The 25940-nt window shown below is 40.2% G+C and carries 24 protein-coding genes and 1 tRNA gene; 9 read left to right on the forward strand and 16 right to left on the reverse strand.

Features of this window, described 5'->3' with window-relative positions:
- Positions 1–89: 89 nt before the first annotated feature.
- Complete coding sequence (locus SDEL_RS08765) at positions 90–920, reverse strand: mechanosensitive ion channel family protein (RefSeq protein ID WP_012857495.1); 831 nt, start codon at positions 918–920, stop codon at positions 90–92.
- A 131-nt stretch (positions 921–1051) separates the two neighbouring features.
- On the opposite strand from SDEL_RS08765, the gene SDEL_RS08770 reads away from it, so the two are divergent.
- From SDEL_RS08770 to cydB, 5 genes are all read left to right on the forward strand, one after another.
- Complete coding sequence (locus SDEL_RS08770) at positions 1052–2485, forward strand: response regulator (protein ID WP_012857496.1); 1434 nt, start codon at positions 1052–1054, stop codon at positions 2483–2485.
- A 134-nt stretch (positions 2486–2619) separates the two neighbouring features.
- The gene (locus SDEL_RS08775) at positions 2620–3009 is read left to right on the forward strand and encodes a DUF6858 family protein (protein WP_012857497.1); all 390 of its coding nucleotides are present in this window, start codon (positions 2620–2622) and stop codon (positions 3007–3009) included.
- Between the two features lie 14 nt (positions 3010–3023).
- Entirely contained in the window at positions 3024–3239 is a 216-nt protein-coding gene (locus SDEL_RS08780; RefSeq protein ID WP_012857498.1) for a DUF4492 domain-containing protein, read from the forward strand.
- On the forward strand, positions 3236–4765 hold the full coding sequence (locus SDEL_RS08785) for a cytochrome ubiquinol oxidase subunit I (RefSeq protein ID WP_012857499.1): 1530 nt from the start codon (positions 3236–3238) through the stop codon (positions 4763–4765). The genes SDEL_RS08780 and SDEL_RS08785 overlap by 4 nt, the downstream gene beginning before the upstream one ends.
- The gene (gene cydB / locus SDEL_RS08790) at positions 4765–5895 is read left to right on the forward strand and encodes a cytochrome d ubiquinol oxidase subunit II (RefSeq protein WP_012857500.1); all 1131 of its coding nucleotides are present in this window, start codon (positions 4765–4767) and stop codon (positions 5893–5895) included. Before SDEL_RS08785 ends, cydB begins: the two co-directional genes overlap by 1 nt.
- A gap of 169 nt (positions 5896–6064) precedes the next feature.
- On the opposite strand, the gene SDEL_RS08795 is transcribed toward cydB, so the two are convergent.
- Positions 6065–7237 carry a diguanylate cyclase gene (locus SDEL_RS08795; RefSeq protein ID WP_012857502.1) on the reverse strand — a complete coding sequence of 391 codons (1173 nt, stop codon included), beginning with the start codon at positions 7235–7237 and terminating at the stop codon, positions 6065–6067.
- A 296-nt stretch (positions 7238–7533) separates the two neighbouring features.
- Here SDEL_RS08795 and SDEL_RS08800 point away from each other — a divergent pair, with 296 nt between their 5' ends.
- Positions 7534–7872: a c-type cytochrome gene (locus SDEL_RS08800; protein ID WP_012857503.1), complete on the forward strand. Its 339-nt coding sequence runs from the start codon at positions 7534–7536 to the stop codon at positions 7870–7872.
- On the opposite strand, the gene SDEL_RS08805 is transcribed toward SDEL_RS08800, so the two are convergent.
- From SDEL_RS08805 to SDEL_RS08865, 14 genes are all read right to left on the reverse strand, one after another.
- The gene (locus tag SDEL_RS08805; RefSeq protein ID WP_223295816.1) at positions 7848–10565 is read right to left on the reverse strand and encodes a cation-translocating P-type ATPase; all 2718 of its coding nucleotides are present in this window, start codon (positions 10563–10565) and stop codon (positions 7848–7850) included. The two genes, SDEL_RS08800 and SDEL_RS08805, sit on opposite strands and share 25 nt — an antisense overlap.
- On the reverse strand, positions 10562–11257 hold the full coding sequence (locus tag SDEL_RS08810) for a tetratricopeptide repeat protein (protein ID WP_012857505.1): 696 nt from the start codon (positions 11255–11257) through the stop codon (positions 10562–10564). Before SDEL_RS08810 ends, SDEL_RS08805 begins: the two co-directional genes overlap by 4 nt.
- Before the next feature lie 115 nt (positions 11258–11372).
- Positions 11373–11876: a lipocalin family protein gene (locus tag SDEL_RS08815; RefSeq protein ID WP_012857506.1), complete on the reverse strand. Its 504-nt coding sequence runs from the start codon at positions 11874–11876 to the stop codon at positions 11373–11375.
- Positions 11877–11879: 3 nt separating this feature from the next.
- Positions 11880–14354 (reverse strand): efflux RND transporter permease subunit, encoded by a 2475-nt coding sequence (locus tag SDEL_RS08820; protein WP_012857507.1) that lies wholly within the window; start codon positions 14352–14354, stop codon positions 11880–11882.
- 96 nt (positions 14355–14450) lie between these two features.
- Positions 14451–15398: a lipid A deacylase LpxR family protein gene (locus tag SDEL_RS08825; RefSeq protein ID WP_012857508.1), complete on the reverse strand. Its 948-nt coding sequence runs from the start codon at positions 15396–15398 to the stop codon at positions 14451–14453.
- 136 nt (positions 15399–15534) lie between these two features.
- Positions 15535–15624 (reverse strand) — tRNA-Ser (locus SDEL_RS08830).
- A 78-nt stretch (positions 15625–15702) separates the two neighbouring features.
- On the reverse strand, positions 15703–15846 hold the full coding sequence (locus tag SDEL_RS12165) for a hypothetical protein (RefSeq protein ID WP_012857509.1): 144 nt from the start codon (positions 15844–15846) through the stop codon (positions 15703–15705).
- Positions 15847–15899: 53 nt separating this feature from the next.
- The gene (locus SDEL_RS08835) at positions 15900–17348 is read right to left on the reverse strand and encodes an AsmA family protein (RefSeq protein WP_012857510.1); all 1449 of its coding nucleotides are present in this window, start codon (positions 17346–17348) and stop codon (positions 15900–15902) included.
- Between the two features lie 16 nt (positions 17349–17364).
- The gene (pyrF, locus tag SDEL_RS08840; RefSeq protein WP_012857511.1) at positions 17365–18048 is read right to left on the reverse strand and encodes an orotidine-5'-phosphate decarboxylase; all 684 of its coding nucleotides are present in this window, start codon (positions 18046–18048) and stop codon (positions 17365–17367) included.
- Positions 18045–18455, reverse strand: coding sequence for a transcription antitermination factor NusB (gene nusB / locus SDEL_RS08845; protein ID WP_012857512.1), 411 nt, complete (start codon positions 18453–18455; stop codon positions 18045–18047). The genes pyrF and nusB overlap by 4 nt, the downstream gene beginning before the upstream one ends.
- Positions 18456–18464: 9 nt before the next feature.
- Positions 18465–18929, reverse strand: a complete 465-nt coding sequence (ribH, locus tag SDEL_RS08850) for a 6,7-dimethyl-8-ribityllumazine synthase (RefSeq protein ID WP_012857513.1) — start codon at positions 18927–18929, stop codon at positions 18465–18467.
- Between the two features lie 57 nt (positions 18930–18986).
- Complete coding sequence (gene ovoA / locus SDEL_RS08855; RefSeq protein WP_012857514.1) at positions 18987–21077, reverse strand: 5-histidylcysteine sulfoxide synthase; 2091 nt, start codon at positions 21075–21077, stop codon at positions 18987–18989.
- Between the two features lies 1 nt (position 21078).
- A complete protein-coding gene (kdsA, locus tag SDEL_RS08860; protein WP_012857515.1) occupies positions 21079–21879 on the reverse strand; it encodes a 3-deoxy-8-phosphooctulonate synthase in 801 nt (266 codons plus the stop codon).
- Positions 21876–22727 carry a DMT family transporter gene (locus tag SDEL_RS08865; protein ID WP_049767073.1) on the reverse strand — a complete coding sequence of 284 codons (852 nt, stop codon included), beginning with the start codon at positions 22725–22727 and terminating at the stop codon, positions 21876–21878. Before SDEL_RS08865 ends, kdsA begins: the two co-directional genes overlap by 4 nt.
- 131 nt (positions 22728–22858) lie before the next feature.
- On the opposite strand from SDEL_RS08865, the gene SDEL_RS08870 reads away from it, so the two are divergent.
- The 3 genes from SDEL_RS08870 to SDEL_RS08880 are packed head-to-tail and all read left to right on the forward strand — an operon-like array spanning position 22859 to position 25933.
- Entirely contained in the window at positions 22859–23929 is a 1071-nt protein-coding gene (locus SDEL_RS08870; RefSeq protein WP_012857517.1) for a mechanosensitive ion channel family protein, read from the forward strand.
- A gap of 47 nt (positions 23930–23976) precedes the next feature.
- Entirely contained in the window at positions 23977–25410 is a 1434-nt protein-coding gene (gene der / locus SDEL_RS08875) for a ribosome biogenesis GTPase Der (protein WP_012857518.1), read from the forward strand.
- On the forward strand, positions 25379–25933 hold the full coding sequence (locus SDEL_RS08880; RefSeq protein ID WP_012857519.1) for a shikimate kinase: 555 nt from the start codon (positions 25379–25381) through the stop codon (positions 25931–25933). The genes der and SDEL_RS08880 overlap by 32 nt, the downstream gene beginning before the upstream one ends.
- Positions 25934–25940: the final 7 nt, after the last annotated feature.

Raw genomic sequence — 25940 nt, forward strand, 5'->3', positions numbered from 1 at the left:
TAAAATAAGCGACATTGTAATGTGGTTGTCTTAACAAAAATTTAATAAACGTCTTTCATAGCCATTAGAAAGATGAAGCGTTTGCAACGTTATTTTTCAAGATGCTCTAAAATACGGACTTCTCTTTGTATAAATGAGATGGCAATATGATTGAGATGCAAAGCATCATAAATGGCTAAATTGATTTCATATTGGGTTTTAAAATAGCTTCGTGTCGGTACCCAGTAGCGAAGTCCAAGTTCTATGGCACTATCACCAAATTTAGAAATACCCACAATAGGAATATGCTCTTGAGTGACGCTAGGATGGTTTATGAATACATTTTGGATAATCTCTATGGCTTTATGAGGCTCCTTTTCATACGAAACACCCAAACGTGACTCAACCACCCTGTATTCAAACGAATTTACCAAAATGTCACCAATCATCTGCTTATTAGGAATGGTAATAAGCTCTTCATCTTCATTACGAAGCATCGTATAGGAGAGTTTTATCTCTTCAACCACGCCATACACACCTGAAACCAACAGCGTATCGCCTACTTTAAATGGACGTGAGATAATGAGTAAAATACCCGCCGCATAGTTAGAAACACTGCCTTGAAGCGCCAAACCAGCGGTGAGAGAAACCGCACCAATCGCGGCGACAAAAGGAGCAATGGAAATACCCACTTTTCCCAGTGCCACGACACTCATTGCCGCTAAAATAAGTATTTTTGCAACATTGGCGATAAATTTAGCAAGGGTCGTATCAAACTGATGACGCTCAAAAAGACGTAATAAAAGGAGATAGACATATTTGGAGGCGAACCAGCCTAAAAGCACAATAATAAAAGCACCCACTAGCTGAAAACTGTACGTGGTTAAAAACTCTATCACAACCGCATAAAAACGCTGGAGACTTTGCAACTCTTTTTCCATTGTCAAACCTTTCGTAAAGATAAAGATTAAGAAACATTAAAATTAGCACAACTTTGCTTAATAATTCTACGATAGATGACGATAAAAAAGAGTATAATCTTTCGTGATTTTTTGGCAAGGAAAGATAAGATATGGAAAGTAAACATGAGGCTTTGAAAGAGACGATAAAACCTTTATCTTCACTTAGCGTTTTGGTCATCAGTGAAGACGCTTCTGCACTGCTTCCCTTACTTCACTCTCTTTTTTCGCATGTTTACACCACCCATTCACACACACAAAGCCTTCACTTTTTTGATGAAAAACATAGTGATCTTGTTCTCTTAGAAACCTCCATGAAGGCATATAATTGGCTCTCGTTAGTGCATCAACTACGTTTAAAACAGCATGATGTTTCGCTCGTACTACTCACACATCTCCAAGAAGAACTCAATCACGATGCGCTTATTAGCGCAAATGCGATGTGTTACCTTCTCAAACCTTTAGAAGAAGAAACGCTTCGCTTTAGCCTACGGAACTTAATTCATAAAATAGAACTCAAAAAAGAGACACATTTTTATCATGAACTTAAAGAAAAGCGTAAAATTCAAGGCATTGCGTTATATACGATTCAACGGGTTATTGAAGAGATACCTTCTCCTATTTTTGCCTACAATGCACAGGAGAAAATTCTCTTTTTTAACAAAGATTTAGCCAAACTTTTTCACAACAAAAAATTAGACATCCCAGAGATGGCGCATGTATGGAATATAGAGGATTTATTTGAAACGATGCCCAAAGAGATGCATTTTGCACAAATTAAAGAGGGAAAATCGTTAGACTTAAAATACATCTATAAAGATTATGCGATTCAAAAAATCTTTATCCCTACCAAATTTACCGTTGCGCTTGAGAGTGAGGAAGAGCCTTTTAGTGTCATTGTGCTCACCGATATCGCCCCTTTGTTACTTCAAATTCAACACATGACCTATCAGCAACAAAAGATGGATAACTACAAAGAAATCATCGAAGAACTCTTAGCACAAAAGCTTTTTAAAGAGAATAATAAAGCCTTTATGCACACACAAAAAACACTCAAAATCCAAGAGAAAACCTCTTTACATGTAAAGCCTCTAAGCGCCCTAGCGTATAAAAAACATCAAGACGCAGCTTTGTTTGGAACACTCACCCCTTTAATGACGTTAGAAAATGCGCTCCATCAAACCATCAGCGCCTTTTTAGAAAACCCATCGCTTATGACACTCATCTTCCTTCCTCGCTTACTAGAACACTATGCTCTCCTTTTAAAAAATCTCAGTGAATTTCAAAACCTTAGCAATGCGCTTTACTCGCTGAGTGACTTTATGGAAGGGCTAGAAGAGGAGGATATTCGCACATATGCGCACGAAGCCTGTGCGAGTCTTGAAAAACTGCTTCAGTACCTTACCCAATGGCGTATTGCTATTTTTTACACAGAGGAAACAGAAGATATTCATGCGTTTGATCGGGTTATTTTAAGTACCGTTTTAGAGTTTCAAATTACCTTATCCCATTCAAAAAAAGCCAACGAAATGCAACCAAAAGGATGAAATATCTCATGTTGAGCGAGAAAGAATTAAGGATAAAATTACTCTTAATTTTGAATATTAGCTCGTAATTGTCTTGTTTTATTAATTAAAATAAATTATCATTTGCATAAATTTTAATAATAGAAGGAAATCGAATGAAAAAAACAACCTTTATGGATAAATACCCCGTTTTTAGTCTTACCATCGACAAAAGCGAATGCAAATACGAAACTATGCAAGAAGTAGTAGAGGATTTGAAAGCGAAAATTGATGCGCATCCTATCGCAAAATTTATTGCTCTTTTTGACCATTATGCGCACACTAAAAATATTAACGGAGAAATTGCTCCTGAGATTTTAGATGCAAAAAATATCGTTTTCTGTTTTGGCGCTGCCATTCCTAACTCTAAAATTTTAGCAGTTCGTCCTCGTTCTATTGGTTTATGTGAAACAAAAGATCAGTTTATTGTTGACTTTTTAGAAGCCCCTAAAGAAGAGCTTCATGTGCTTATGGAAACATGGGCTAAATCACTTGCAAAAGCCTGATTCAAGGAGTAAAAATGCAATTTTTCCGCACCTTCTTTAGCCTCTACAAAGAGGGTTTTGCCAACCTTAGACTGGGAAAGACGTTGTGGAAAATTGTTCTTTTAAAACTGCTGATTATGCTGGTCGTGTTTAAGTTTTTCTTCTTTAACACGACCCTTCACTCCCACTTTTTAGACGACTCAGCTCGTAGTAATTATGTATTAGACAATCTCATAAAGGAGACACCATGAACGAACTCTCTTCGGTCGATTGGAGCAGAGCCCAGTTTGCGCTCACTGCCATCTACCATTTTCTCTTTGTTCCCCTCACATTGGGGCTTAGCTTTATCATCGCCATAATGGAAACACTCTATGTAAAAACAGGCGATGTACGTTGGAAAAAAATCACCCAATTTTGGATGAGCCTTTTTGCGATCAATTTTGCAATTGGTGTCGCAACAGGGCTTATTATGGAGTTTGAATTTGGAACCAACTGGGCGAATTATTCGTGGTTTGTTGGTGATATTTTTGGTGCACCTCTTGCCATTGAAGGTCTTTTAGCCTTTTTTATGGAATCCACCTTCTTTGCCGTGATGTTCTTTGGTTGGAACAAGGTGACGCCTAAATTCCATCTGCTTTCCACATGGTTGGTTGCCATTGGTTCAAACCTCTCCGCTTTTTGGATTTTGGTCGCCAATGGTTGGATGCAATACCCCATCGGGATGTATTTTAACCCCTCCACCGCCCGTAATGAAATGTCAAACTTTTTCGATGTCATACTCTCCCCTGTTGCCATTTCAAAATTTCTACACACCGTCTCAAGCGGGTATGTCATCGGCGCACTTTTTGTCATTGGTATCTCTTCGTGGTTTTTACTCAAACAAAAAGAGGTACTTTTAGCCAAACGCAGTATCGTCGTAGGCGCTACTTTTGGTCTTTTAACCTCGCTTTTCCTCACCCTAAGCGGTGATGAGAGTGCCTATCAGGTGGCACAACACCAACCTGTCAAACTCGCTGCCATGGAAGGGCTCTATAAAGGTGAATCCAGAGCGGGTATTATTGCTTTTGGTATTTTAAATCCCAACAAGCAACTAGGCGATAAAGAGCCTGAACTCTTAGGCGATATCGAACTTCCCTACATGCTCTCCTTATTAGGTCACCGTGATGTCGATGCCTTTGTACCAGGCTTAGAGGATTTGGTCTATGGCAATCCTGCCCATAACATTACGCCCGCTAGTGAACGTATCGCCAATGGCAAAATAGCCCTTCAAGCCTTAAGTGACTTTAGGGAAGCAAAAAAGATGGGCGATGCAGGAAAAATGAAAGAGAATGAAGCCATTTTACAAACCTATATGAAAGATTTTGGTTATGGTTATTTTGAGAAACCTGAGCAAATCGTACCACCCATTGCGCTCTCTTTTTACAGTTTTCACATCATGGTCTCTTTGGGCATGTGGTTTATCGCACTCTTTGCGCTCACCCTCTTTTTTACGCTTAAACGAGATATTGTACGTTATCCGCTTTTATTGAACTCTGCGTTGTGGAGCATTCCTTTAGGCTACATCGCTGCTGAGGCAGGGTGGATTGTGGCAGAAGTAGGCAGACAACCGTGGGCGATTCAAGACTTGATGCCAACGCACATCGCAGCAACGCATTTAGGCGGAGGCAATATCGCCCTCTCCTTTACCCTTTTTGCCATTTTATTTACGGTGCTCTTAATTGCGGAGATCAAAATTATGCTGAGGCAAATTGCCAAAGGCTTTGAGGGAGGTCACTGATGTTTGAATTACTCTCTTTTTTACAACTTCAACAGTTGTGGTGGATGATTGTCAGTCTGCTTGCGGGGCTTTTTGTCTTTTTGATGTTCATTCAAGGCGGACAAAGTCTGCTCTTTAGTTTGCCTGAAAATGAAGTAGAAAAAAGTATGCTGATTAACTCTTTAGGACGAAAGTGGGAACTGGGTTTTACCACGCTTGTTCTTTTTGGTGGAGCGCTCTTTGCCGCATTTCCTCTTTTTTATGCGACCAGTTTTGGTGGAGCGTATTGGGTGTGGCTTGCTATTTTGTTTTGTTTTATTATTCAAGCGGTAAGCTACGAATACCGCAAAAAAGAGAACAACTTTTTGGGGCAAAAAACCTATGAAATGTTCTTGTACATTAACGGCTCATTGGGTGTCATTTTACTCGGTGTGGCGCTAAGTACCCTTTTTAGTGGAGCTTCGTTTCATTTAGATGAAAATTTCTTTGTGCAATGGGATAGCAACCTTCGAGGTCTTGAAGCGCTTTTTGTCCCCCAAAATTACCTTTTAGCCTTTGCACTTTTCTTTTTAGCACGTCTTAGTGCAGGGCTTTATTTTCTTAGCAACATCAACCATGCCTCTTTACATGTAAGAATTCAAAAAATGCTTTTGAAAAATACCCTGCTCTTTTTGCCTTTCTTTCTAGGGTTTTTGGCATGGATTTTTCTCAAAGAGGGGTTTACCTACGATGCTTCGGGAGTGGTGAGTATTGAAGCGTACAAATACCTTAAAAACCTTCTTGCCTTACCTGTGGTCGCTGTGATGATTCTTTTAGGGGTGGTCTTGGTGTTGGTAGCGCTTTATCTAGGCATTTTTAAAGCCAGTGTTCATGGTATCAAAGTGATGGGAAGTGGCATTGTTCTTGTGGTCATGGGTATTTTCTTGCTTTTAGGGTTTAATCAAACAGCGTTTTACCCTTCCATCAGTGCACTGCAAAGCTCACTCACCATTGAAAACTCAAGCGGAAGTCACTATACATTAACCACCATGAGTTATGTAGCACTTATTATCCCTTTCGTACTCGCCTACATCAGCTATGCGTGGTATGCAATGGATAAAAAAGATATTGATGAAGCAGAGATAAAAGATGCTTCAGAACATCACTATTAGGGGATTTTTATGGATTATACAACATCATTTGTCTGGCTTTTATGCTGGCCTGTACTTATTTATGCAACGTACCGCTTGATTCTTTTTACCGTTAAAAAGTTAGAAGCATAATCATCTTGAGGCAGTTTAACTGCCTCTTTCTTCTTTACATGTAACGATTTTTCTCCACTCACAGTTCTATTTTAACTCTATTTCGACCCTCTTTTTTGGCAAGATACATTGCTTTATCAGCACGTGAAATAATATTTTCAATCGTCGTGTCATAATTTAAAAAGGTGCTCATTCCAAAACTCATGGTCACAGATATGCACGCACTGGGATGATGAGGAAGGGAGATTTTCAACGCTTCTACCATGCGTCTTAAACGCTCAGCAATAATATACCCTCGTTTTGCAGAGGTATTAAAAAGAAGCAACGCAAACTCTTCTCCACCAAATCTTACCAAACAATCATTGTCTCTCACATAATGCTTCATTCGATTCGCCAAAGCGATTAAAACCTCATCACCAACTAAATGCCCATACGTATCATTCACTTTTTTGAAAAAATCTATATCCATCATGATCATACAACTCGAAAGGCGATGCGTTTTATAAAGAGTCATTTTCTCTTCCAACCATCTTTCAAAAACCCTTCGATTAGAGACGTTGGTTAAAGGATCAATTTGATTTAACAATCGCAATTCATCGCTCTCTTCCACTAAGAGATGATGTTTCCGTAACAATCGAACAAGATAAGCCATCGCCACCCCTAAGCTCACAAGCCCACATATCCAAAAGAAACCATAAATCCACAAAGAGTATTGTGCTCGTTTTTGAGCAATTTCATCGTAATTTTCCAACGAAAGAGAAACACTAATGCCCCCTTTTACATCACCCTTGTGCATTTCATGGTGGCATTTGAGACAACTCTCATCCACCACTAAAGCACCCATAAAACGTAGATGCTCCTTCCCTTCGTATGGGTTAAAATCGTACACTTCATGTTGGTTGGCACTTAATTTTGCTAAGGCCTCTTTTTCCCATGCATCAGGAGGATTGGGTAAGTTTTCTAAGCGATGCAAATGAATCAAACGTCCTTGTAATCCTCCTTTGGAGCCAAAAGAATCTTCATTGACATGATCAACAATTTCTGTGGGGTTCACAAAAGTAAATGCCTCATGAGAGGCGTTGGTATCGGTGGAACGGATATAGATACCTCCTTGTTGGGATATCCAACGATACAAACGTAAATCTTTTTGAAAAACAGACCGTGCTTGAGAGAGGGCTAACTCTTCTATAAATTTTTTCTCTCGCCTAGAATCTAAGACATAAAAAAGAAAAACAGCACAGGTTAATACCATAAGAAAAGCCGTGAAAATAGTGATAATAGGTTTGATGGGAACTACTTTAATGATGATGTAAAAAATGTACTCAAATTATTCACTATTTTTAATAAAAAAGTGTTTAATTTTGACAAATTCTAATAATTCTAATATTTATTTTTTTCTTTTTCCTTGATACACATCAAGCCATCCATCACTCAAAATCACTCTCTTCATTTTCATATCTTAGCTGTTTAATTATGACGCACGTCAACGAGAAGAAGCCCTGCTTTTTGCTACAATAAATCCAAATAGATTACGCAGAGAGAAAAGCCATGAAACGATTCTTTGGACTTATTTTTATCACAACAACCCTTAGTGCCTCAAACCTTGGAGAAACGCTCTTTCAGGGCAACTGTGTCACCTGTCATGCTATCCAAAAGGCAAACTCAGCCCCTTCAATTCAAGCCATACAAACCCGTTACAAAGAGAAGTTTCCCACAAAAGAAGACTTTGTCTCTTTTATGGCGCAATGGATTTTAAAACCCAATGCCAAAACAGCTTTAATGCCTGAAGCCATTGCTCAGTATGAGCTTATGCCCATTTTAGGCTATGACAAGGAGAGCTTAGAAGAGATTGCCCGTTACCTTTATGATGCGACATGGCAACCTTGATGCTTTTTACATGTAAGGTATTTTTCGACCTCAACAATGCCATAAATCACTAGACTAGAAAGAGTTACAATTCCCCATTCAAACAACCCAAGTGGTGTCGTATCAAAGAGATGGTTCATCCACGGATGATAGGTTAGAAAGAGTTGTAGCACACCCACTCCCAACATCGCATAGAGCAGATAAGGATTGCTTAAAAAGCCTATTTTAAAAGCAGAATGATAAAAAGAACGACAATTTAGAAGGTACAACATCTCACCAAACACAAAAATATTCATAACCAATGTTCGAGCAACACTCTCATCCACACCTAAAAAGAGCGTATAAAAAAATGCGCCAAAAGCGTGAGCAAAGAGTAAACATCCCACTAAAAGCACTCGACGCAGTAAAAGAAACGTTAAGATAGGCGTTTGGGGTGCACGAGGTGGACGTTGCATCAGAGCGTTCTCTTTGGGTTCATACGCTAACATAATGCCTAGCGCACTATCGCTAATCATATTAATCCACAAAATCTGCAAAGGCAACAACGGAAGCGCCACACCAAAGCAAATCGCCACAATAATCACCAATCCCTCTCCTACATTGGTCGGTAAAATCCATGTGATAAATTTGATAAGATTATCATACACAACCCGTCCCTCTTCAATGGCATCTTTGATGGTTAAGAAATTATCATCTGTTAAAATCATATCGGAAGACTCTTTGGCAACTTCCGTTCCCATCACACCCATCGCAATGCCAATGTTAGCTTGTCTAAGCGCAGGAGCGTCATTGACCCCATCACCTGTCATTGCCACAATCTCACCATTTTGCTGTAACGCTTTTACCAAACGCAGTTTTTGTTCAGGGGCAATGCGTGCAAAAACATTGACCTGAGCGATAATCTTTGAGAGCGAAGCATCATCCAATGCATCTATTTCCGCTCCGCTTAAAACCCTTTGCTCACCTTCCACATTCATACCAATAGAACGAGCGATAGAGCGTGCGGTCACACCATGATCCCCCGTAATCATCTTCACAACAATACCCGCTTCATAACAGCTCTGTATCGCCTCTTTCACGCCTAAACGTGGAGGGTCTATCATCCCTTGTAAGCCTAAAAAAATCAACCCCTCTTTCACATCCTCATGCGTCAAACTGGTGCGCTTTTCATCCCACACACCCTTTGCAAAAGCTAAAATACGAAGCCCCTCTTCTGCCATAATCTCCGCTTGCGCAAAAATCTCTTCTTTCTGAATAGCGCTAATTTCTCCTTTATCATCCATCATCCATGCGCATCGTTCCAGCACTCTCTCCACTGAACCTTTAAGATACACCACACTCTTTTCATCCACACTGTACAGTGATGCCATATATTGATATTCCGACTCAAAGGCAAGGGTATCTTCTAAAACGACCTTTTTGAGGAGTTCATCGATCCAAATGCCCCCTTTAGCCGCCGCAACCAATAGCGCACCTTCCGTTGGATCTCCTACAATATGATACACACCTTTCTTACTTTGAAGCGATGCACTGTTACATAATACCCCCGCAACAAGCATCTCATAAAGCCCTCGTTTGGGAAGAGGCATGAAAGCTTTTTCATGGAGTAAAATCTCTCCCCTAGGAGCATATCCTCTGCCACTGACTAAAAACGGAACACCCTCAGCATAAAGCGTGGTAACACTCATCGCATTTTGAGTAAGGGTTCCTGTTTTATCCGAACAAATAACACTCGTGCTCCCTAAGGTTTCCACAGCAGGAAGCCTCCTAATAATGGCATGTTTATCCGCCATTTTCATCACGCCAATCGCTAAAATAATACTCATCGCTGCAGGTAATCCCTCAGGAATAATTCCTACGGCTAAAGCAACCGAAGCCATAAAAGTCTCGATCACTCCTTGTTGATGCACCATCCCCATGATAAACGTAAAAACAGAAACCCCCATAATCGCATAAAGCATACGCTTTGAAAAAAGAGCCAATTTTTGACTTAAAGGAGTCTGTAAAATATCCGCATGAGCGATTAGTGTGTTAATCTGCCCCACATAACTTGCATCGCCTACCTCAACGACCACCCCTTTTGCTTCTCCATAGGTAATCAACGTTGAGGCATAGAGCATACTTATTCTATCGGCAAAAAGGGTATGAGGCGCATCGATTCCTTTTGTTTTACTCTCGCAAACTGACTCTCCCGTTAAGAGTGATTCATCGACTTTAAGTGCTTTGGCATACAAAATTTTCATATCGGCAGGGACTTTATCGCCCGAAGCCAACCAGACGATATCGCCTACGACCAAATCCTCCGCATCCAAAAGGCTGATATGCCCTTCCCGTAAAACCCGTACCCTATTTTTACGCATTTTAGAAAGCGCTTCAATAGCACGGTGTGCCTTACTCTCTTGCCAATACCCAATCAGCGCATTTATCATCACCACCGCAAAAATAACACCCGCATCCAGCCACTCATGAAGCAGTACCATAACCAAAGCAGCCAAAAGTAAAATATAAACAAGGGATTGATGAAATTGAAGTAAAAAAAGTTTCCACGGCACATACGAAGGTTTGGATTTTAAACGATTGACGCCATAGGTTAAACGCTGCTTTTCAACGTCACTCTCTTTAATGCCAACGCTCTCATCCACAACGAGCATCTCAAGCACATGCGTTACATGTAAAGTGTGCCAAAGCGTCTGTTTCATCCCTTTTTCTTTCAATGTGAAGCCTTAAACCAAACTTTATTGCTTTGCAAAATCGTTACATTCTTGCATCCACTCTCTTCCCCTAAATCACACGCTTTTTGAAATGCCTCCTCTGCTTTTTGCTCATTTTGAGCCACCCCTTGCCCCGTATAATACATCTCGCCCACACGCACACACGATTCTGCGACACCCGCATCACACGCTCGCTGATAGTAAATAACCGCATCCACAACATTTTCATCTTGCTCATAAAGTAAGCCCAAATGCGCACAACTGCGACCCACCCCATACGCACACGCTCTATCGTGATAATCCACTGCCTTTTGCATATCTTCACTCACGCCTGTGCCATTTTCATGCATCAATGCCACACTCATACACCCTTCCCCATCGCCTAGCGCACACGCTCTTTCATACCACTGAAGCGCTAAAGAGAGGTTTTCCCCCGCATGACCATTTTCATACATGTAACCCACATTGGCACACCCACTGCCCAGCCCCAACTCACATGCGTATAAGTACAAAGCCTTCGCTCGTGCAAAATTTTGCAACACACCATCGCCTGAATGGTACATCGCACCTAAGGCGACACACGCTTTAGCATCTCCCCTATCACAAGCGTTTTGATATTCACTTTCTCGCTCAAAATCAAGACCATACAGGACTGTCGTTAAAAGGATAGCTATCATAAAAAAACGTTTTTTCATGCCAGACTCCTTGTCATTGTTTTACTGATTATAGTACAACTGAGCCTTAAAAAAGGAAAAAAAAGTAGCAGATAAAGGATTTATTTTATCGTTACATGTAACGTTATGCAGTGTTTTAAGGACAAGAAGTTCGCCAAATAAGTTTGCTTGTATCAAAACCCAAATACGTCGCATAGGAGAGTAAACGGCTGAGCGTATCTTCACTTAACTGTGGCGTGCGTGAGAGAATCCAAAAATAGCGTTTACTGGGTTCACTCACCATCGCATACGAATAATCCTCCGCCACATCCACAATCCAATAATCCCCATAAAAAGGCCAAAAGAAAGTGACTTTTAGCTTTGCCTTGCTCATTTCATCGACAATTTTTGCCCGACCATACGCCACGTTATGGCTTTGTGTCGCACGTTTAAAACAGCTGTTTTCAACCCCTATCATGCCATCGTCTCGTAGCGTGTAAAAGGCTTCTACCTCATCACACCCTCGCTCAAAGGAGTGGTCAAATCGTGCGATTTCATACCATTTTCCAAGGTAACGCTCCATATCCACCCACGAAACCGTAGGCAACTCTTGCGCAAAACACGAAAAACTAAAAAGAAACAAAAAGCACCATTTACGCATACCTTACTCCTTTGTTTCACGTCCAAAAGGTTTAAATAAAAGCACCAAAAGCGGAGAGAAAAGCAAGTCAGAGACAATGGCCGTCAACAGAACAATCACCGTTAAAAGCCCAAAAATCAGCGTTGGAATAAAATTGGATGTCACCATCACTAAAAATCCCACAATGGTAGCAAGTGAGTAGTAAAACATCCCAAAGGCAATGCTCCCGTGCGCTCTGTGCATCGCTGCTACATAATTGCCATCAATGGCGACTTCTTCTCTGAAACGGTAGTAGTAATGAATCGTATTGTCCACCGTAATGCCAAGCGCAATGGAAGCTATGGTAATGCTCATCATATCAAGCGGGATATTAAACACGCCCATAATGCCAAAGATAACACTCACAGGAACCATATTGACCACCATCGCCAAAAACGCCACTTTAAAAGAACGGAACAAAAATAAAAACATCGAACCCAAACTTAATACCGCTAAAGCGAGGGTTGAAATTTGAGACGAAAAGAGGGATTGGAGCATGTTGTTATAAAGTACCATCATCCCCACCAGTTTATAATCCTCTTTTGGCAAACCTACTTTGCTCTCTAATTCATTTTGAATTTTCTCCAAAAGCTCAGAGCGTCTGAGTTCTGGATTGGAATCAATCAAACGCACTACAAAACGTGCCTCATCATGCTCTATGTTCACATAAGGCGTTAAAATAACCTTTTTATACACCTCAGGAAGTTCATTATAAAGCAGTGCCAACTCAAACGTATCAAAATCTTTGCCCTCTTTTAAAATACGCCCCACTTTAGAAAGAGTACCCAAAGAAGAGACATTACCCACTTCTGGCAAAGACTCTAAATAGTCATGCACCTTTAAAATGGTCTGCATTTTTTGTGCAGTAAACCAGTACTGTGCCTCTGAACTTTTCTCTTCAAATTCAGCCTCAAACTCATCTAAAGGACTCTGCTCTTTTGCTTGAGCGACATCTGCTTTGGGTAAACGCACGACAATCTCAAGCGGTGTGGTACCGCCTAGTTCATTGTCGATTTTTTGCATCCCTTTGTAAATTTCTGTGCTCTCTTTAAAGTAGTTGATAAAACTGTTCTCCACCACCAAACGGCTCACACCAAAAAGGCTAAACAGCGCTATCAGCACCACCACACTCAAAATCACCCCACGGCGTTTTTCCACAATACGTGCAAAGGTCGCATTAAGCGTAAAAGCATGATCAAAAATCATCACAGGCGCTTTTTTCTCTAAGAGCATCAACATGGAAGGGAAAAGCAGATAGGTGACAATTAAAGAGACACTCACACCAATGTTCATCATATTACCAAGGTCGATAATCGGAACAATATCGCAGGTCATTAACGAGCCAAATCCCGCCACAGAAGTTAAAATAACAAAAACAGAAGGAACACTCATACGCTTTAGGGTGACGCCTATTAACTCTTGTTGCGTAAGATTTGGATATACCTGATACTCTTCTCTGTAACACACAATTAAATGAATCACCAAAGAGAGCGTGGTAATGAGTTGCATCGCAATGTAATTGGACGAAATCACTGTAATTTCTAAGCCCAAAAGAGCGTTAATGCCCACCGTAATCACCACCGCACTAAAAGAGGCAAGAATAGGCAATACCACAAAACGAACCTGTCTAAAAATCACCCATAAAATCACAATCATAATAAGAAAAATCGCAATGCCATAATTAACAATGTCATTTTTGACAAAGCTAATCATATCATCAGCAATCATCATCACGCCACCTAAAAAGAGGTCTCCCTCACTTTTAAAAGGCTCCATCACGGCTCGCACATTTTCAATCATCTCATGTGTTTCATCACGAATGCTATCCCTATACGCTTTAAATGCCTTCTTCGCCTCTTCGTAGCGTACCTTTTCTTCAACACTCAGCGAACGCTCTTGCGACAAAAGCATATACTGATTACGCTCACTTAAGAGTTTTGTATACGTGGTATCATCTTTAAGATTGAGCAAAATCGCTGTGGTTTTAAAATCAGCACTGACAAGATTATTGGCATACAAAGGGCTCGTGGTAAGCTCTTTTTGAACTAAAGTTTTATCAATACCAGTAGATTCAAGGGTTTGAACATTGCCCACCACCTCTTTAATGGGACGAATAGGACTCTCTAAAAGGGGAACATCTAAAATGGAAGTCACACTCTCCACGCCCTTGATTTTCAAAAGCTCCTCTTTTAAACGTCGCATGCTCTCCAAAGTGGTATCTTCTAAAAGCCCTTGATGCGGGGTAAAAGAGATCACCAAATACTCAGGACTAACATAGCGTCCATGCACTTCACGGGTCAGTTTCAAATCTTTATCGTTTTCGAGTAAAAGTGTTTCTGCGGAGGCATCAATACTTAAATATTGTGCGTAGTAGCCAAAAAGAGCTGTGAGTAGAGCCACAACAAAAAGTGTGGTTTTAAAATATGTCGTTACTAAACGGGTATAAAAAGATATAAGCATTGCGCAACTTTCGTACAAAATTTCGTATTTATTGCGCGTATTTTAGCCTAATTTCGCTTATACTGCCTTAGCCATTTTGAGAGAGAAAGGAAGTGGTTAATTCCACTTCCATACTAGATTCATTCCTCCTGTTTGCTCACGAGAAGAACGCCCACCTTTATAATCTATATCTACGGATTTAAGATAAAAAGAGAGTTGCATCTCATCGTAAAAGAGGTCTAATGAAAGCTTTTCACCTACGAGAGCATCCATTTTTTTCAAACGATACCCCTGATCAATCGCCTCATCAATGAGATAGTAACGTTCAACCGCATTATAAAATGCGCCTAAAGAGAGTGCCCACTCAAAACTCTTTTTCGCTTCATAATTGAGCAATGCACTCTCGTTTCCTCCAATATAATTCCCAATCGTCGCAAAACTTTTCATAGGCGTACTGCTTAAACGAAGCGTTCCACCCAGTAAACCACCCGTATAAAATCGTCCCGCATCGCCTCTAACATGTGTTGTAAAGTCCAGATATACATCACTTAGCGACCAAGGAGTCGTCTTATATCCCACCTGATAAGAAGCACCATACATGAACTCATCATCTAGCTGATACTCCCACCCTTTGGGCTTACTGTGTCCAATGAGAGAGTGAAACCCTTTTTGCAAATCCTCTGCATGCGTTGAAGGACCCACCATCCCCACATTAACACCTGCTTCATGAAAAAAATGCTCTGAAGATTTATAGGCTAAAAGGCTCACGCCCATATACCCAGCATATGGCAAATCATCTAAATTACGGGTATCACGCTTTTTATCTTCGGGGGTAAAAATAGCATGAGAGAGTGAAAAAGCAACATTTTTCTGCTCCAAATCAATAAAAGGCAACAAATCAGGAAAGCTTGTATCCTTTTCACTCATCCATGTATAATACATTCCATTCGTATAGTGCTGATCTTTACCTACAAGGGCATCATTTTCAAGCACCAATGACATCGTATCGGCATACGCAAATGTCGCACATGCCAACACCATACTCTTCTTTAGTATACTAAACATCCTCACTCCATCGACTCTGATTTTGTGTGAAAGTATAACAAATGAATTTTGATAGATACGTTAGGGAAAAGATATTTCAATGAAAAAAACGCTGATTTGAAAAGATGTTTTTGGAAGGTTTAAAAATTAAATTTGGTGGCGGACAGAGAGGGATTTGAACCCTCGGTCAGGTCACCCCGACGCACCCTTAGCAGGGGTGTGGTTTCAGCCACTCACCCATCTGTCCAAGTAAAAAGTAGAGTGCAATTATAGCAAGAGTAAATAATAAACGGCTTAAGAAAAAACTTTTTAAGCCGTTTAGTGTTTAAATACAGAGCGGATCGTTGGATTTTAGAAGTTTTTCAAGTAAATTTTGTAACTTTTGCGCTGCAACTTGATCAGTTTTTTTCGCCTCTTCAATCTTATCTTTCAGCATAACAATTAACTTAACACCTTCTATAAAATGCATTGGGTACTCCTTTTGATCATAATATAATCAAAAAAAGCAAAAGGCATTCCTCTTTATAAACTAGGATGCTTTACAACGCCTTCGTAAAAAACCGTACAATTTTCATCCGTTTCAACCTGAGGAGAATCTACTGTTTTGTTCGATGATTTTGATTTATTGAGTAAAGAGAAAGCGACTTGACTTAAGGTATTTAAAACCGTTTCATTCACATTGAAAACAGGCTTTTGAAACGTCCCTTCAATCGTCTGCGTAAGTGTTGCGCACCCTTTTGCATTTAAAAGTGCCACTTTCATCTCTTGAAATTTTTCTTCTACGATATTCACAGAACCTTTTATGGCTAAACGATTTTTAGCCGTACTTGCCGCAACATCACTCAAATGCACTTCAGAATACCCAATATCAACCTTAGCATTAACCTCTTTTAAAAGTGTTTTTGCTTCTTGTGTACTCTTTATAACGTTTAAAAGCATCATCGAAAGACCTTTACTCGCATCTACACTCGTAACAATCTTGTCGATATCGTACCCTTTAAACGTCACATTTTCACCGCTCACATGGATAAATCCATTCACCGTATTTTTGAACGTCAATGTATCATTAAGAAAGAAAGAGAGTTTCAAATCGGCGTTAGCTTTTCCTTCAAGAATCTCTTTTTTCAAAATTTCTTTGGAAACTTGCGCTAGTTTTAACTGTTCTAATTTGCTTTTCAATGAAAGCTTAGGTTGTTTACCACTTAAATCTATTTTAAGTGTTCCTTGAGAAGGTGTCTCAAATAGTGTAAATTGAACATTTTCACTACTCAGTACTGACTCTTTCATCTCTAAGGGCATATAAATCTCTTTGATGCCATATTCGCCATAATTCAGACTTCCAATAGACGCATCTGCGATAAAAGAGAGCCCCTGAAATTTATGTTTTGATGGATCATAGTGAATATTGTCAATATCGAAATTAATACCTTTGATTTGCAATGTCTCTTTCTGACGCACATCATGATACGAAACATGCGCATTACTAAATTTAATCTCTTTAACATTGACCAAAGGAAGAAGTGGCGCTTTTTCAAGCGTTGTATTCTGCTCTGTGCTTGGTTTTGCTTCTTCTTTTTTACTCACCGTTGGCAATTCAAAATTAAACTGTTCTTGTTCATTTTTTTCAAGCGTTAATGCCAATGAATCTAAAGAGAGATAATGGATTTTAATCTCTTTTGTGAGCAAAGGCGCAACTTCTAGGGCAACATCAAAACTTTTAAGTGTTGCAAAAGCACCTTTTTCTTTTTCATGCGGATTGAACACCTCTATATCTAAAACACTAATTCCAACGGGCGAAAGTGAAAGAGTAATATCCCCTTTAATAATCAACTCATAACCCGTAGCGTCTTTGATCATTTTTTGGAGGCGAGGTTTGTACTCATTAAAATCTATCACCTTAATCAATAAGAAAAAAGCAACAATACTAAATGCAAAAAACAACACAATACTAAGCACTACTTTTTGGAACATGTTTCCCTCTTCGTCTCTAAATATTTTCGATAATTTTTTGAACAACGCCCAAAGGGTCACTGCTTTGATAGATAGGACGTCCCACCACAATAAAATCAGAAAGCTCCGCTTTTGCTCTTGCAAGGTCTGCTACACGCTCTTGATCATCATGGGATTCTCCAAAGGGTCTGATACCTGGTGTTAATGTTAAAAAGGCTTCAGAAGTAGAAGCTTTAATCGCACGACTTTCAAAAACAGAACAAACAACGCCATGAACACCTGCATTGTGAGCATCTCTAGCAAAATCAATCGCTTTTTGCGCAATAGGCGTTTTATAGATAGCTTCAAACGACGCATTATCAAAACTGGTTAATGCTGTCACGGCTAAAACAATCGGTTTTTGAGGTAAGTGATTAACTCGCTCCATCACCGTTTTCATGGCTTTAATTCCACTAGAAGCATGCACATTAAACATATCCACGCCTAAGCCCACAATGGATTCTGCAGCATCTGCCATCGTATTAGGAATATCATGGATTTTCAAATCTAAAAAAATCTTAAAATTTGGATTGATGTTTTTTATCTTTTTTAAAAGAAATTCTCCATCACGAATAAAGGAGCGAAGCCCTACTTTAAGCCATATATCTTCACTTTTTAAGGTACGAATAAGCGTAAGGGTTTCCTCTTGGGTTGGCAAATCTAAAGCGACACACACTTTCATGCCTTAGCTTCTCCCTCTTTGCAAATCGCATCTAAAACACCATTGATAAATTTTGGGCTGGTTTCATTGCAAAGTTTTTTTGCTAATTCAATCGCTTCATTAATGACAACGGCATTATCCAGTTCTGAGTAGAGTATTTCATATCCACCCAGTCGTAAAATCGCGCGCTCCAACATCCCAATTTCACTAAGATTCCACTCTTTTAAATGACGGTTAATCGCCTCATCAATAACACTTAAGTGTGCTTTAACACCCTGATAAAGCCCTAACGCAAACTCTTTTTGCTGGTTACGAATCTTTTTCTCTTCAAAAAGCTCATCAATAAATTTATCAATCCCCGCATTGCCTATATCTTCCGCATACAGAAGTGTAATAATACTTTCTCTTGCTTGATGTCGTGTTGCCAATGCGTTTCCTTACAGATTTTTATACAGGCTAATGAGTTCAATCAAACCTGTCATCGCTTCAAAGCCTTTATTGCCTGCTTTGCTTCCCGCACGCTCAATAGCTTGCTCAATCGTATCGGTTGTTAAAACACCATACGTTACAGGTTTTTGATACTTCAATGCTGTATTGGCGACACCTTTGGTTGCCTCAGCCGCAACATAATCAAAATGAGGCGTACTGCCACGAATAATCGCACCCACACAACAGACAGCATCGTATTTGCCACTGCTAAGCACTTTATCGAGTGCCAAAGGAATCTCATACGCACCAGGAACTAAAATAAGGTCTAAATTTTTCTCATCTCCACCATGGCGAATAAACGCATCTTTCGCACCCTCAACCAAACGATCCGTAATAATATGGTTAAATCTGCTATTAATAATCGCCACTTTTTCGTGACCACTTAGGGAGAGTTTTCCTTCAATAATATTCATAACAATCCTTCTATCAAATGTTGTTTAATCATACACTATTTTTGGTTAGAGAACCTTTTATCGCTTTTTCCAGACACTGACATGTAACGATTTTAGAACCGTCTTTCGTGCGCTCTCATGCAAAGGAAGAGGCATGACAAAAGGGTTTACATGTAACGTAAAAAAAGGTGAAAGATGTTCATGCAATGCATCAAATGTCGTATATTTTTCGCCATTTTTCTTAAATCCACCCAGCCATTTAGCCCTTGGCGTTCTCGTTTCATCCCAATCATAACTACTGGCTATTACTAAAAATCCTTGTGGATTTAAACGCTCTTTAATCTTCTCTAAAAAGAGTGCTGGGTCATACAAGGTATCTAGCGTATCGTTGAGTAAAATCAGGTCATATCCATCAAAATAAGGTTTCAAATTATGCGGGTCTGCTTGCCAAAATTCCACTTTTTGAATGCTTGGGTCAATCTCAAAATCACTCAAATTTTTCTCTATAAATGTCGCAAGTTCGCCCTCTTCTTTAAGAGCATACTTGAGCTTTCCACTCTCTTTAAAATTGGTAGCAAGTCTGACCACACGTGCCGTAAACTCAATGCCATGTACCATTTCAAAATGACGTGCAAGGGCAAAAGTTCCACGTCCTGCACCGCACCCAATCTCAAGGGCTTTGGCTTTTGCCTCGCCTAATGTGGTGCAAAAATGGGCTATCTCTTCGTAGTAATTGTTCTCTTTTTTTCCAAAGTGCACTTCACAGATTTGAGAGAGTTCAAAGTCCATCTCATAAAAAACCGAAGAGACTTCCACTGGCTCGTTTGATTCAACATAGCGAAAACCCGCATGTTGGTAAAAATGACGACGAAAGGCATAACGAGAAGAGCGAATAATCTCATTGCCCGTGCTAATCCACGAACCGCCTTTTATAAGATTGTGTCTGTCATCAAAAGTGGGAACGGAAAAATCATCGTAAAGTGGATGAACTTGGAAACCATCAAACCCGTTAATCGGTGTTTCACTCCACTGCCACACATTGCCGATGACATCGTAAAAATCGCCAAAAGCAAAGGTATCCACAGGAACAGAAGAAGCAAAATACTCTAAGTTGATATTCGCAGGCGCCTTGTCCCAAAAGGGCTCATCCACCTTTACATGTAAATCTCTTAAAACATACCACTCTTCCTCACTTGGAAGACGAATGGATGTACCCTCTTTCTGGCTTTTCCAGTTACAAAATGCCTTGGCCTCAAGGTAGTTAATCTCCACAGGCCAACTCCATGGCATCGCAATCTCTTCTGCCATTAAGCGAAGCGCATACCCTTCCTCATTTTTACGCCAAAACAGTGGCATCGTGGCATTTTTGTACGTTCTCCACTTCCAGCCCTCTTCATTCCAAAAACGCTCATTTTCATAACCGCCCTCTTCTATAAAGCCTAAAAACTCAGCGTTTGAAACAAGATATTTAGACGCTTTAAAGTCTTTAACCTCTTTTACATGTAACCCGTATTCGTTGTCCCAACCATAAAGCGCATCGTCTCTTTTCTTCTCCAAACGAAGGGTTTTCCCCGTTACATGTAAGAGTGAATTTTCCACCACAGGCGTATCAAAAGGGCAGACTTTCCAAAACGAGTCGGAGACTACTTTATTCAGGGGAAGTTGACGAATCAACACCGAAGAGGTCTCAAGATGAATCCGCTCATGCTCAATGCCCATCATAATTGCCCAAAACGGACTCTCCCACGAAATGGGCATAGAAAGAGGCATCGTATCAATCAGCTCTAACACCTTAGCCTTAACGGCTTCACGATAAAGACGCACCTCTTCAATGCGTGGCCATTTGTAGTGCGATTGGTTCAAATCATCCCAACTCATTTCATCCACACCAATAGCAAAAATAGACTCGTAAACTGGGTTAATGCGTTGATCCAAAAGCTTAGCAAGGACGAGTTTATTGATAAAAAAACTCGCCGTATGCCCAAAATAAAAGACCAAAGGATGACGCAGAGGATCCGCCGTAAGGTAATAACTTTCATCGTCCTTCATCAATTCAAAAAGCTTCTCATAAAGCGTATACGTTTTTAAAAAATAATTCCTAATCTCTACTCTTTTTTCTTCAACATTTCCTTGATTGAGAAGAAGATTGCGTGTAGGAATGAGTTGCATCTTATACCTTTAAGGCGTTTTGAATCGCTTTGATATCTTTAATGGCTAAGTCCAAATCCTCTAAATAGAGCATATTAGGACCATCACACAACGCCTCGCAGGGATTAAAATGAGTTTCAAAGAAAAAGCCATCCACACCCACCGCAGCAGCCGCACGTGAAAGAGGACGTACAAACTCACGTTTTCCACCACTTTTTCCACCCTCAGCACCAGGCATCTGTACCGAATGGGTCGCATCAAAAATAACAGGCGCAAACTCTCTCATAATGCCAAAACTACGCATATCGACAACCAAATTACCATACCCAAAGGTACTTCCTCGCTCGGTCAACCACACGCCTGCACGCTTTGCCGCTTCGTAACCTTCCTCTTTCACTCCTCTGGTCTCTAAAACTTTTTTCACCGAATAGCGCATATCCGCAGGATTTAAAAACTGCCCTTTTTTAACGTTTACCACGCATTTTGTCTGTGCGGCTGCAACCAAAAGATCGGTTTGACGACACAAAAAAGCAGGGATTTGAAGCACATCCACGACCTCTCCCACCGGCTTAGCTTGGGTGTAGTCATGAATGTCGGTTAAAAGTTTAAAACCAAACGTTCTTCTAACTTCATCTAAAAGTTTCAAACCTTCATCCAGTCCAGGTCCTCTGAAACTGTCAATGCTGGTGCGATTGGCTTTATCAAAACTGCTTTTAAAATAAAAATCTATGCTTTCATCTTCATGGTAACTCACTAATTTTTCAGCAACCCGTAAAAGGTTCTCTCTGCTTTCAATAACACACGGTCCTGCAATTAAAATCATTCTTTTTCCTTTGCTACAATTATTCCACTCAAAATAACGAGGAGTATACCAAATAGTCCTAGAAAATCAGGCAATGGGTCTCCTAAAATAATCCCAATAATCAGTGAAAAAAAGATAATCGAATACCCAGCCGCACCCACAACACCCGCACGGGTTGTAGCAAACGCTTTGGTCATATAAACCTGTCCAATGGCACCTGAAAAGCCCATTAGAAAAATATAGAGCCACTCTATGCCTTTTGGCATAACAAATTGCCCCATCATAAAATCAAACATCGGCGCATGATAGACTTCGCTAATCAGCATAAAAAGGGCAGGAAAAATCGTTCCTGTGGAGACAAACGCTAAAACAATCACTCGTGTATCGTACACCTTATTTAACTCTCGCACACTCGTATACGCCAAAGCCGCACCTAACCCACTAAAGAGCCCAAATAAATCTGTTTTAGAAAGCATAAAACCCGTCGGCTTCATGACAAAAACAATACCTAAAAATCCTATAAATACAGCTATCCACGCTTTCAACCCCATTTTCTCTTTCAAGAAAAAAAATGCCAAAATCGCTGTAAAAATCGGCGCCGTACGAGAAAAGGTCATCGCATCAGCAAACGGAATATGCGCAATGTTATAGAAAAAAACCAACATCGAAGCAAACCCAATCAACGCCCTAAAAAGAAGTAACCACGGTTTTCCACCCACTTGTTTGAGGGGAAGCTTAACAATGCTTAACGCCACAATACACATGGTAATGCCATTACGAAAGAAAACCACCTCAACCGAATCCATCCCTTCGCTTAACATCTTTGCAAAAGCCCCATCAAAAGCAAAACTAAATGAAGAGATCAGCATAAATAAAACCCCTTTATTTATCTGACCAAAAAATACTCCCACACTCACTCCAATCTGCGTTAAATACGTAATCTTAATCTATTCTGTGTTAAAATTGGTTGATATATTTGATTTGCCTTACAGGAGAAAGCATGCATTTTGAAACTATCTTCAACTACACGTTTATGGGCTTTGCCGTTACACATATTGCTCTGTCTATCTGTTTCTTTTTGATGGTTTTTTTCTTACGTCATTTTCTCACCAACGTCATTCTCAAACCGTTTAAGATTATTGCTCTGCGTAGCAAAACATCATGGGATAATCGAGTCATCAACGTCCTAGAAGGTCCTTTAAAAGCCTCTCTTGTCTTCGCCTCAGCCTACGTGGCAGGAACATGGTTGTCTTATCCTCGTTTACAAAAACTCCTAGACCTTGGCTTAAAAACCTTTTTAACCTTTCTTATTTTTTGGATTCTATACCGTCTTGTGAATCGTTTTTCTCATCTTTTTAACTTTTTTTCCTCCAAACTAGGTACCGAAGTGGACAATGGCATCCAAAATTTCACCATTAAAGCCCTGCGTGTTCTGATTATTGCCTTAGGACTGATGGCGATTTTACAAGAGTGGGGTATTAATGTGAGTGCATTTGTTGCTTCATTAGGACTCGGTGGACTTGCTTTTGCCTTAGCCGCAAAAGATACCGTTGCAAACCTCTTTGGCTCACTGGTCATCTTCAGCGATAGACCGTTTCAAGTGGGCGATAGCATCGAAATGAATGGCGTGGAAGGAACCATCGAAGAGATCGGCATTCGTTCTACCAAAATTCGAAATCCTACACAAGCGTTGGTGAGTGTACCAAACTCTTTTATCGCAAATGCGACCATTACCAACACGTCACGCATGGGAAAACGTCGTATCCGTACCCGTCTTGGACTGACCTATACCACCACTATGGAACAGATGCAAACCATTTTGCAAGAGATTAAGACGATGTTATCGAATCATCCTGATGTTCATTCTGAGGGAATTATGGTCTATTTTGATGAGTTTGAAGCGAGTGCGCTTGGCATTTTACTCAACTTTTTTACCTATGCCACATCCCTTGATGAATCTTTACATGTAAGAGAAGAGATTAATTATAAAATTATGGAAATTGTCGCACGCAATGGAGCGACGTTTGCGTTTCCTTCTCAATCGCTCTATGTGGAGAGTTTACCAAAATAACAGCAAAGAAAAGCTATAATAGATTCAATTATGCCATAAAGGTTACTATGAAAAAAATTGCTATTATCGGGCTTCCTAATGTTGGGAAAAGCTCTTTATTTAATCGCATTGCTAAAGCACGTATTGCTATTACCTCGGATTTTAGTGGTACAACACGCGATATTAAAAGTCATCAAGTTTACATCACCGAAAAGCCCTGCCTTATCTTAGATACAGGTGGACTGGACAAATCAACTGAGCTCTTTGAAAATGTCCATGATATGTCGATGCAAGCATCCAAAAAAGCAGATGTTATATTAATGGTCGTCGATGGAAAACTTCTCCCTAGTGAAGAAGAAAAAAAGATTTTTTATGCCCTTCAAGCCCTCAATAAACCTATTGCCTTAGTCATTAATAAAATTGACAACGATAAAGAGATGGAACGTGCTTGGGAATTTAGTGAATTTGGCGCAGAACACGTCTTTCCTCTCTCCGTTTCACACAACCGAGGTGTCAGTGCACTTTTAGAGTGGATTGGCTCATACTTACCTGCACCAGAAGGTGCTCTGGTTGCTTCAGAAGAAGAAGCAGATGAGGAGACGATAGATGAGGAAGATGACGTTTGGGATGAGGATAAAATATCAGAGGAGCAGAGCTTAGAAGCACCCATTGAAGAAGAAAATCCTAACATCAATGTCGCTATTATTGGGCGTGTCAACGTCGGTAAAAGCTCCCTACTCAACGCCCTTGTCGGCAAACAGCGTGCGGTTGTGAGTAATGTGGCAGGAACAACCATTGACCCTGTAGATGAGAGCATTGAGTACAACGAAAAAGTCATTAACTTTGTCGATACTGCTGGACTTCGAAGGCGTGGAAAAATCGAAGGCATTGAAAAATTTGCGCTCATGCGTACCAAAGAGATGCTAGAGCGTGCGAACATTGCTCTGCTTGTCTTAGATGCGAGTGAACCCTTTTTGGAACTCGATGAGCGTATCGCAGGGCTAGTGGAAGAGAACAATCTTGCGTGTATTATCGTTCTAAATAAATGGGATGAAGCGATGGATGACTTTGAAAAAGTCACCGCAGAGGTACGCCACCGATTTAAATTTCTCTCCTATGCGCCACTGATTACGGTTTCGGCTAAAAGCAAACAACGGGTTTCAAAAATTAAAGATATGATTTTAAGTGTGTATGAAAACTACTCTCAACACATTCCAACCAGACAGCTCAATGAAGTGATTCGTGAAGCGACCATTAGACATCAAATTCCAAGCGACCACTCTAAAGTTGTCAAAATCTACTTCGCAACCCAGTACCAAACCAAGCCACCACGTATTGCGCTTGTCATGAATAAACCACGCTCCTTGCATTTTAGTTACAAACGCTACCTTGCCAATAAACTGCGTGATGTCTTTAATTTGGAAGGCTCACCGATTTTACTCTACCCCCGTGCTAAAGGGGAGAGGGATAATGAACAGGAAAATAGCGGTGAAGAATCTTAAGAATAAAAATATCGTTTTTATCGGTTTTATGGGAGTTGGCAAAGGTACGATTGCAAGGGCACTGATTCAAAGAACCAAACAAATGGGTTTGGATACTGATGATTTGATTGAGAGCATGGAAAATCGCAAAATCAAAGATATTTTTGCGAGCGATGGGGAAGCCTACTTTCGACGACTTGAGAAACAAACAGCTAAATGGCTTGAAAAAAGTGTCAAAAATGCCATTATATCCACAGGTGGTGGTTTTTTTAAGGTAGATAATTTAGAAAAGATAGGAACCATCATCTATCTTCGTTCCTCTTTTGATGGTATCCTTAAACGCTTAAAAGCGCATGAAAATGGCGATTTAAAACTTGCAAAACGCCCTCTTTTGCAAGATGAAGAGAAGGCAAGAGCCTTATTTAAAGAACGCTCCTGCTTATATGAAAAAAAAGCCGATGTGATTGTGGATGTGGAAGATCGAAGTATCGAAGAGATTATTCATGCCATTATGAAACGACTCAATTTAAAAGAGAAAGAGTAGGACAGCT

The organism is Sulfurospirillum deleyianum DSM 6946 (genome assembly GCF_000024885.1).
Taxonomy (GTDB): domain Bacteria; phylum Campylobacterota; class Campylobacteria; order Campylobacterales; family Sulfurospirillaceae; genus Sulfurospirillum; species Sulfurospirillum deleyianum.

Bases quoted from the DNA above. Each gene is read 5' to 3' on its own strand.
- SDEL_RS08765 (WP_012857495.1), bottom strand. From the start codon at position 920: ATGGAAAAAGAGTTGCAAAGTCTCCAGCGTTTTTATGCGGTTGTGATA.
- SDEL_RS08770 (WP_012857496.1), top strand. From the start codon at position 1,052: ATGGAAAGTAAACATGAGGCTTTGAAAGAGACGATAAAACCTTTATCT.
- SDEL_RS08775 (WP_012857497.1), top strand. From the start codon at position 2,620: ATGAAAAAAACAACCTTTATGGATAAATACCCCGTTTTTAGTCTTACC.
- SDEL_RS08780 (WP_012857498.1), top strand. From the start codon at position 3,024: ATGCAATTTTTCCGCACCTTCTTTAGCCTCTACAAAGAGGGTTTTGCC.
- SDEL_RS08785 (WP_012857499.1), top strand. From the start codon at position 3,236: ATGAACGAACTCTCTTCGGTCGATTGGAGCAGAGCCCAGTTTGCGCTC.
- cydB (WP_012857500.1), top strand. From the start codon at position 4,765: ATGTTTGAATTACTCTCTTTTTTACAACTTCAACAGTTGTGGTGGATG.
- SDEL_RS08795 (WP_012857502.1), bottom strand. From the start codon at position 7,237: ATGGTATTAACCTGTGCTGTTTTTCTTTTTTATGTCTTAGATTCTAGG.
- SDEL_RS08800 (WP_012857503.1), top strand. From the start codon at position 7,534: ATGAAACGATTCTTTGGACTTATTTTTATCACAACAACCCTTAGTGCC.
- SDEL_RS08810 (WP_012857505.1), bottom strand. From the start codon at position 11,257: ATGAAAAAACGTTTTTTTATGATAGCTATCCTTTTAACGACAGTCCTG.
- SDEL_RS08815 (WP_012857506.1), bottom strand. From the start codon at position 11,876: ATGCGTAAATGGTGCTTTTTGTTTCTTTTTAGTTTTTCGTGTTTTGCG.
- SDEL_RS08820 (WP_012857507.1), bottom strand. From the start codon at position 14,354: ATGCTTATATCTTTTTATACCCGTTTAGTAACGACATATTTTAAAACC.
- SDEL_RS08825 (WP_012857508.1), bottom strand. From the start codon at position 15,398: ATGTTTAGTATACTAAAGAAGAGTATGGTGTTGGCATGTGCGACATTT.
- SDEL_RS12165 (WP_012857509.1), bottom strand. From the start codon at position 15,846: ATGCATTTTATAGAAGGTGTTAAGTTAATTGTTATGCTGAAAGATAAG.
- SDEL_RS08835 (WP_012857510.1), bottom strand. From the start codon at position 17,348: ATGTTCCAAAAAGTAGTGCTTAGTATTGTGTTGTTTTTTGCATTTAGT.
- pyrF (WP_012857511.1), bottom strand. From the start codon at position 18,048: ATGAAAGTGTGTGTCGCTTTAGATTTGCCAACCCAAGAGGAAACCCTT.
- ribH (WP_012857513.1), bottom strand. From the start codon at position 18,929: ATGAATATTATTGAAGGAAAACTCTCCCTAAGTGGTCACGAAAAAGTG.
- ovoA (WP_012857514.1), bottom strand. From the start codon at position 21,077: ATGCAACTCATTCCTACACGCAATCTTCTTCTCAATCAAGGAAATGTT.
- kdsA (WP_012857515.1), bottom strand. From the start codon at position 21,879: ATGATTTTAATTGCAGGACCGTGTGTTATTGAAAGCAGAGAGAACCTT.
- SDEL_RS08865 (WP_049767073.1), bottom strand. From the start codon at position 22,727: ATGCTGATCTCTTCATTTAGTTTTGCTTTTGATGGGGCTTTTGCAAAG.
- SDEL_RS08870 (WP_012857517.1), top strand. From the start codon at position 22,859: ATGCATTTTGAAACTATCTTCAACTACACGTTTATGGGCTTTGCCGTT.
- der (WP_012857518.1), top strand. From the start codon at position 23,977: ATGAAAAAAATTGCTATTATCGGGCTTCCTAATGTTGGGAAAAGCTCT.
- SDEL_RS08880 (WP_012857519.1), top strand. From the start codon at position 25,379: ATGAACAGGAAAATAGCGGTGAAGAATCTTAAGAATAAAAATATCGTT.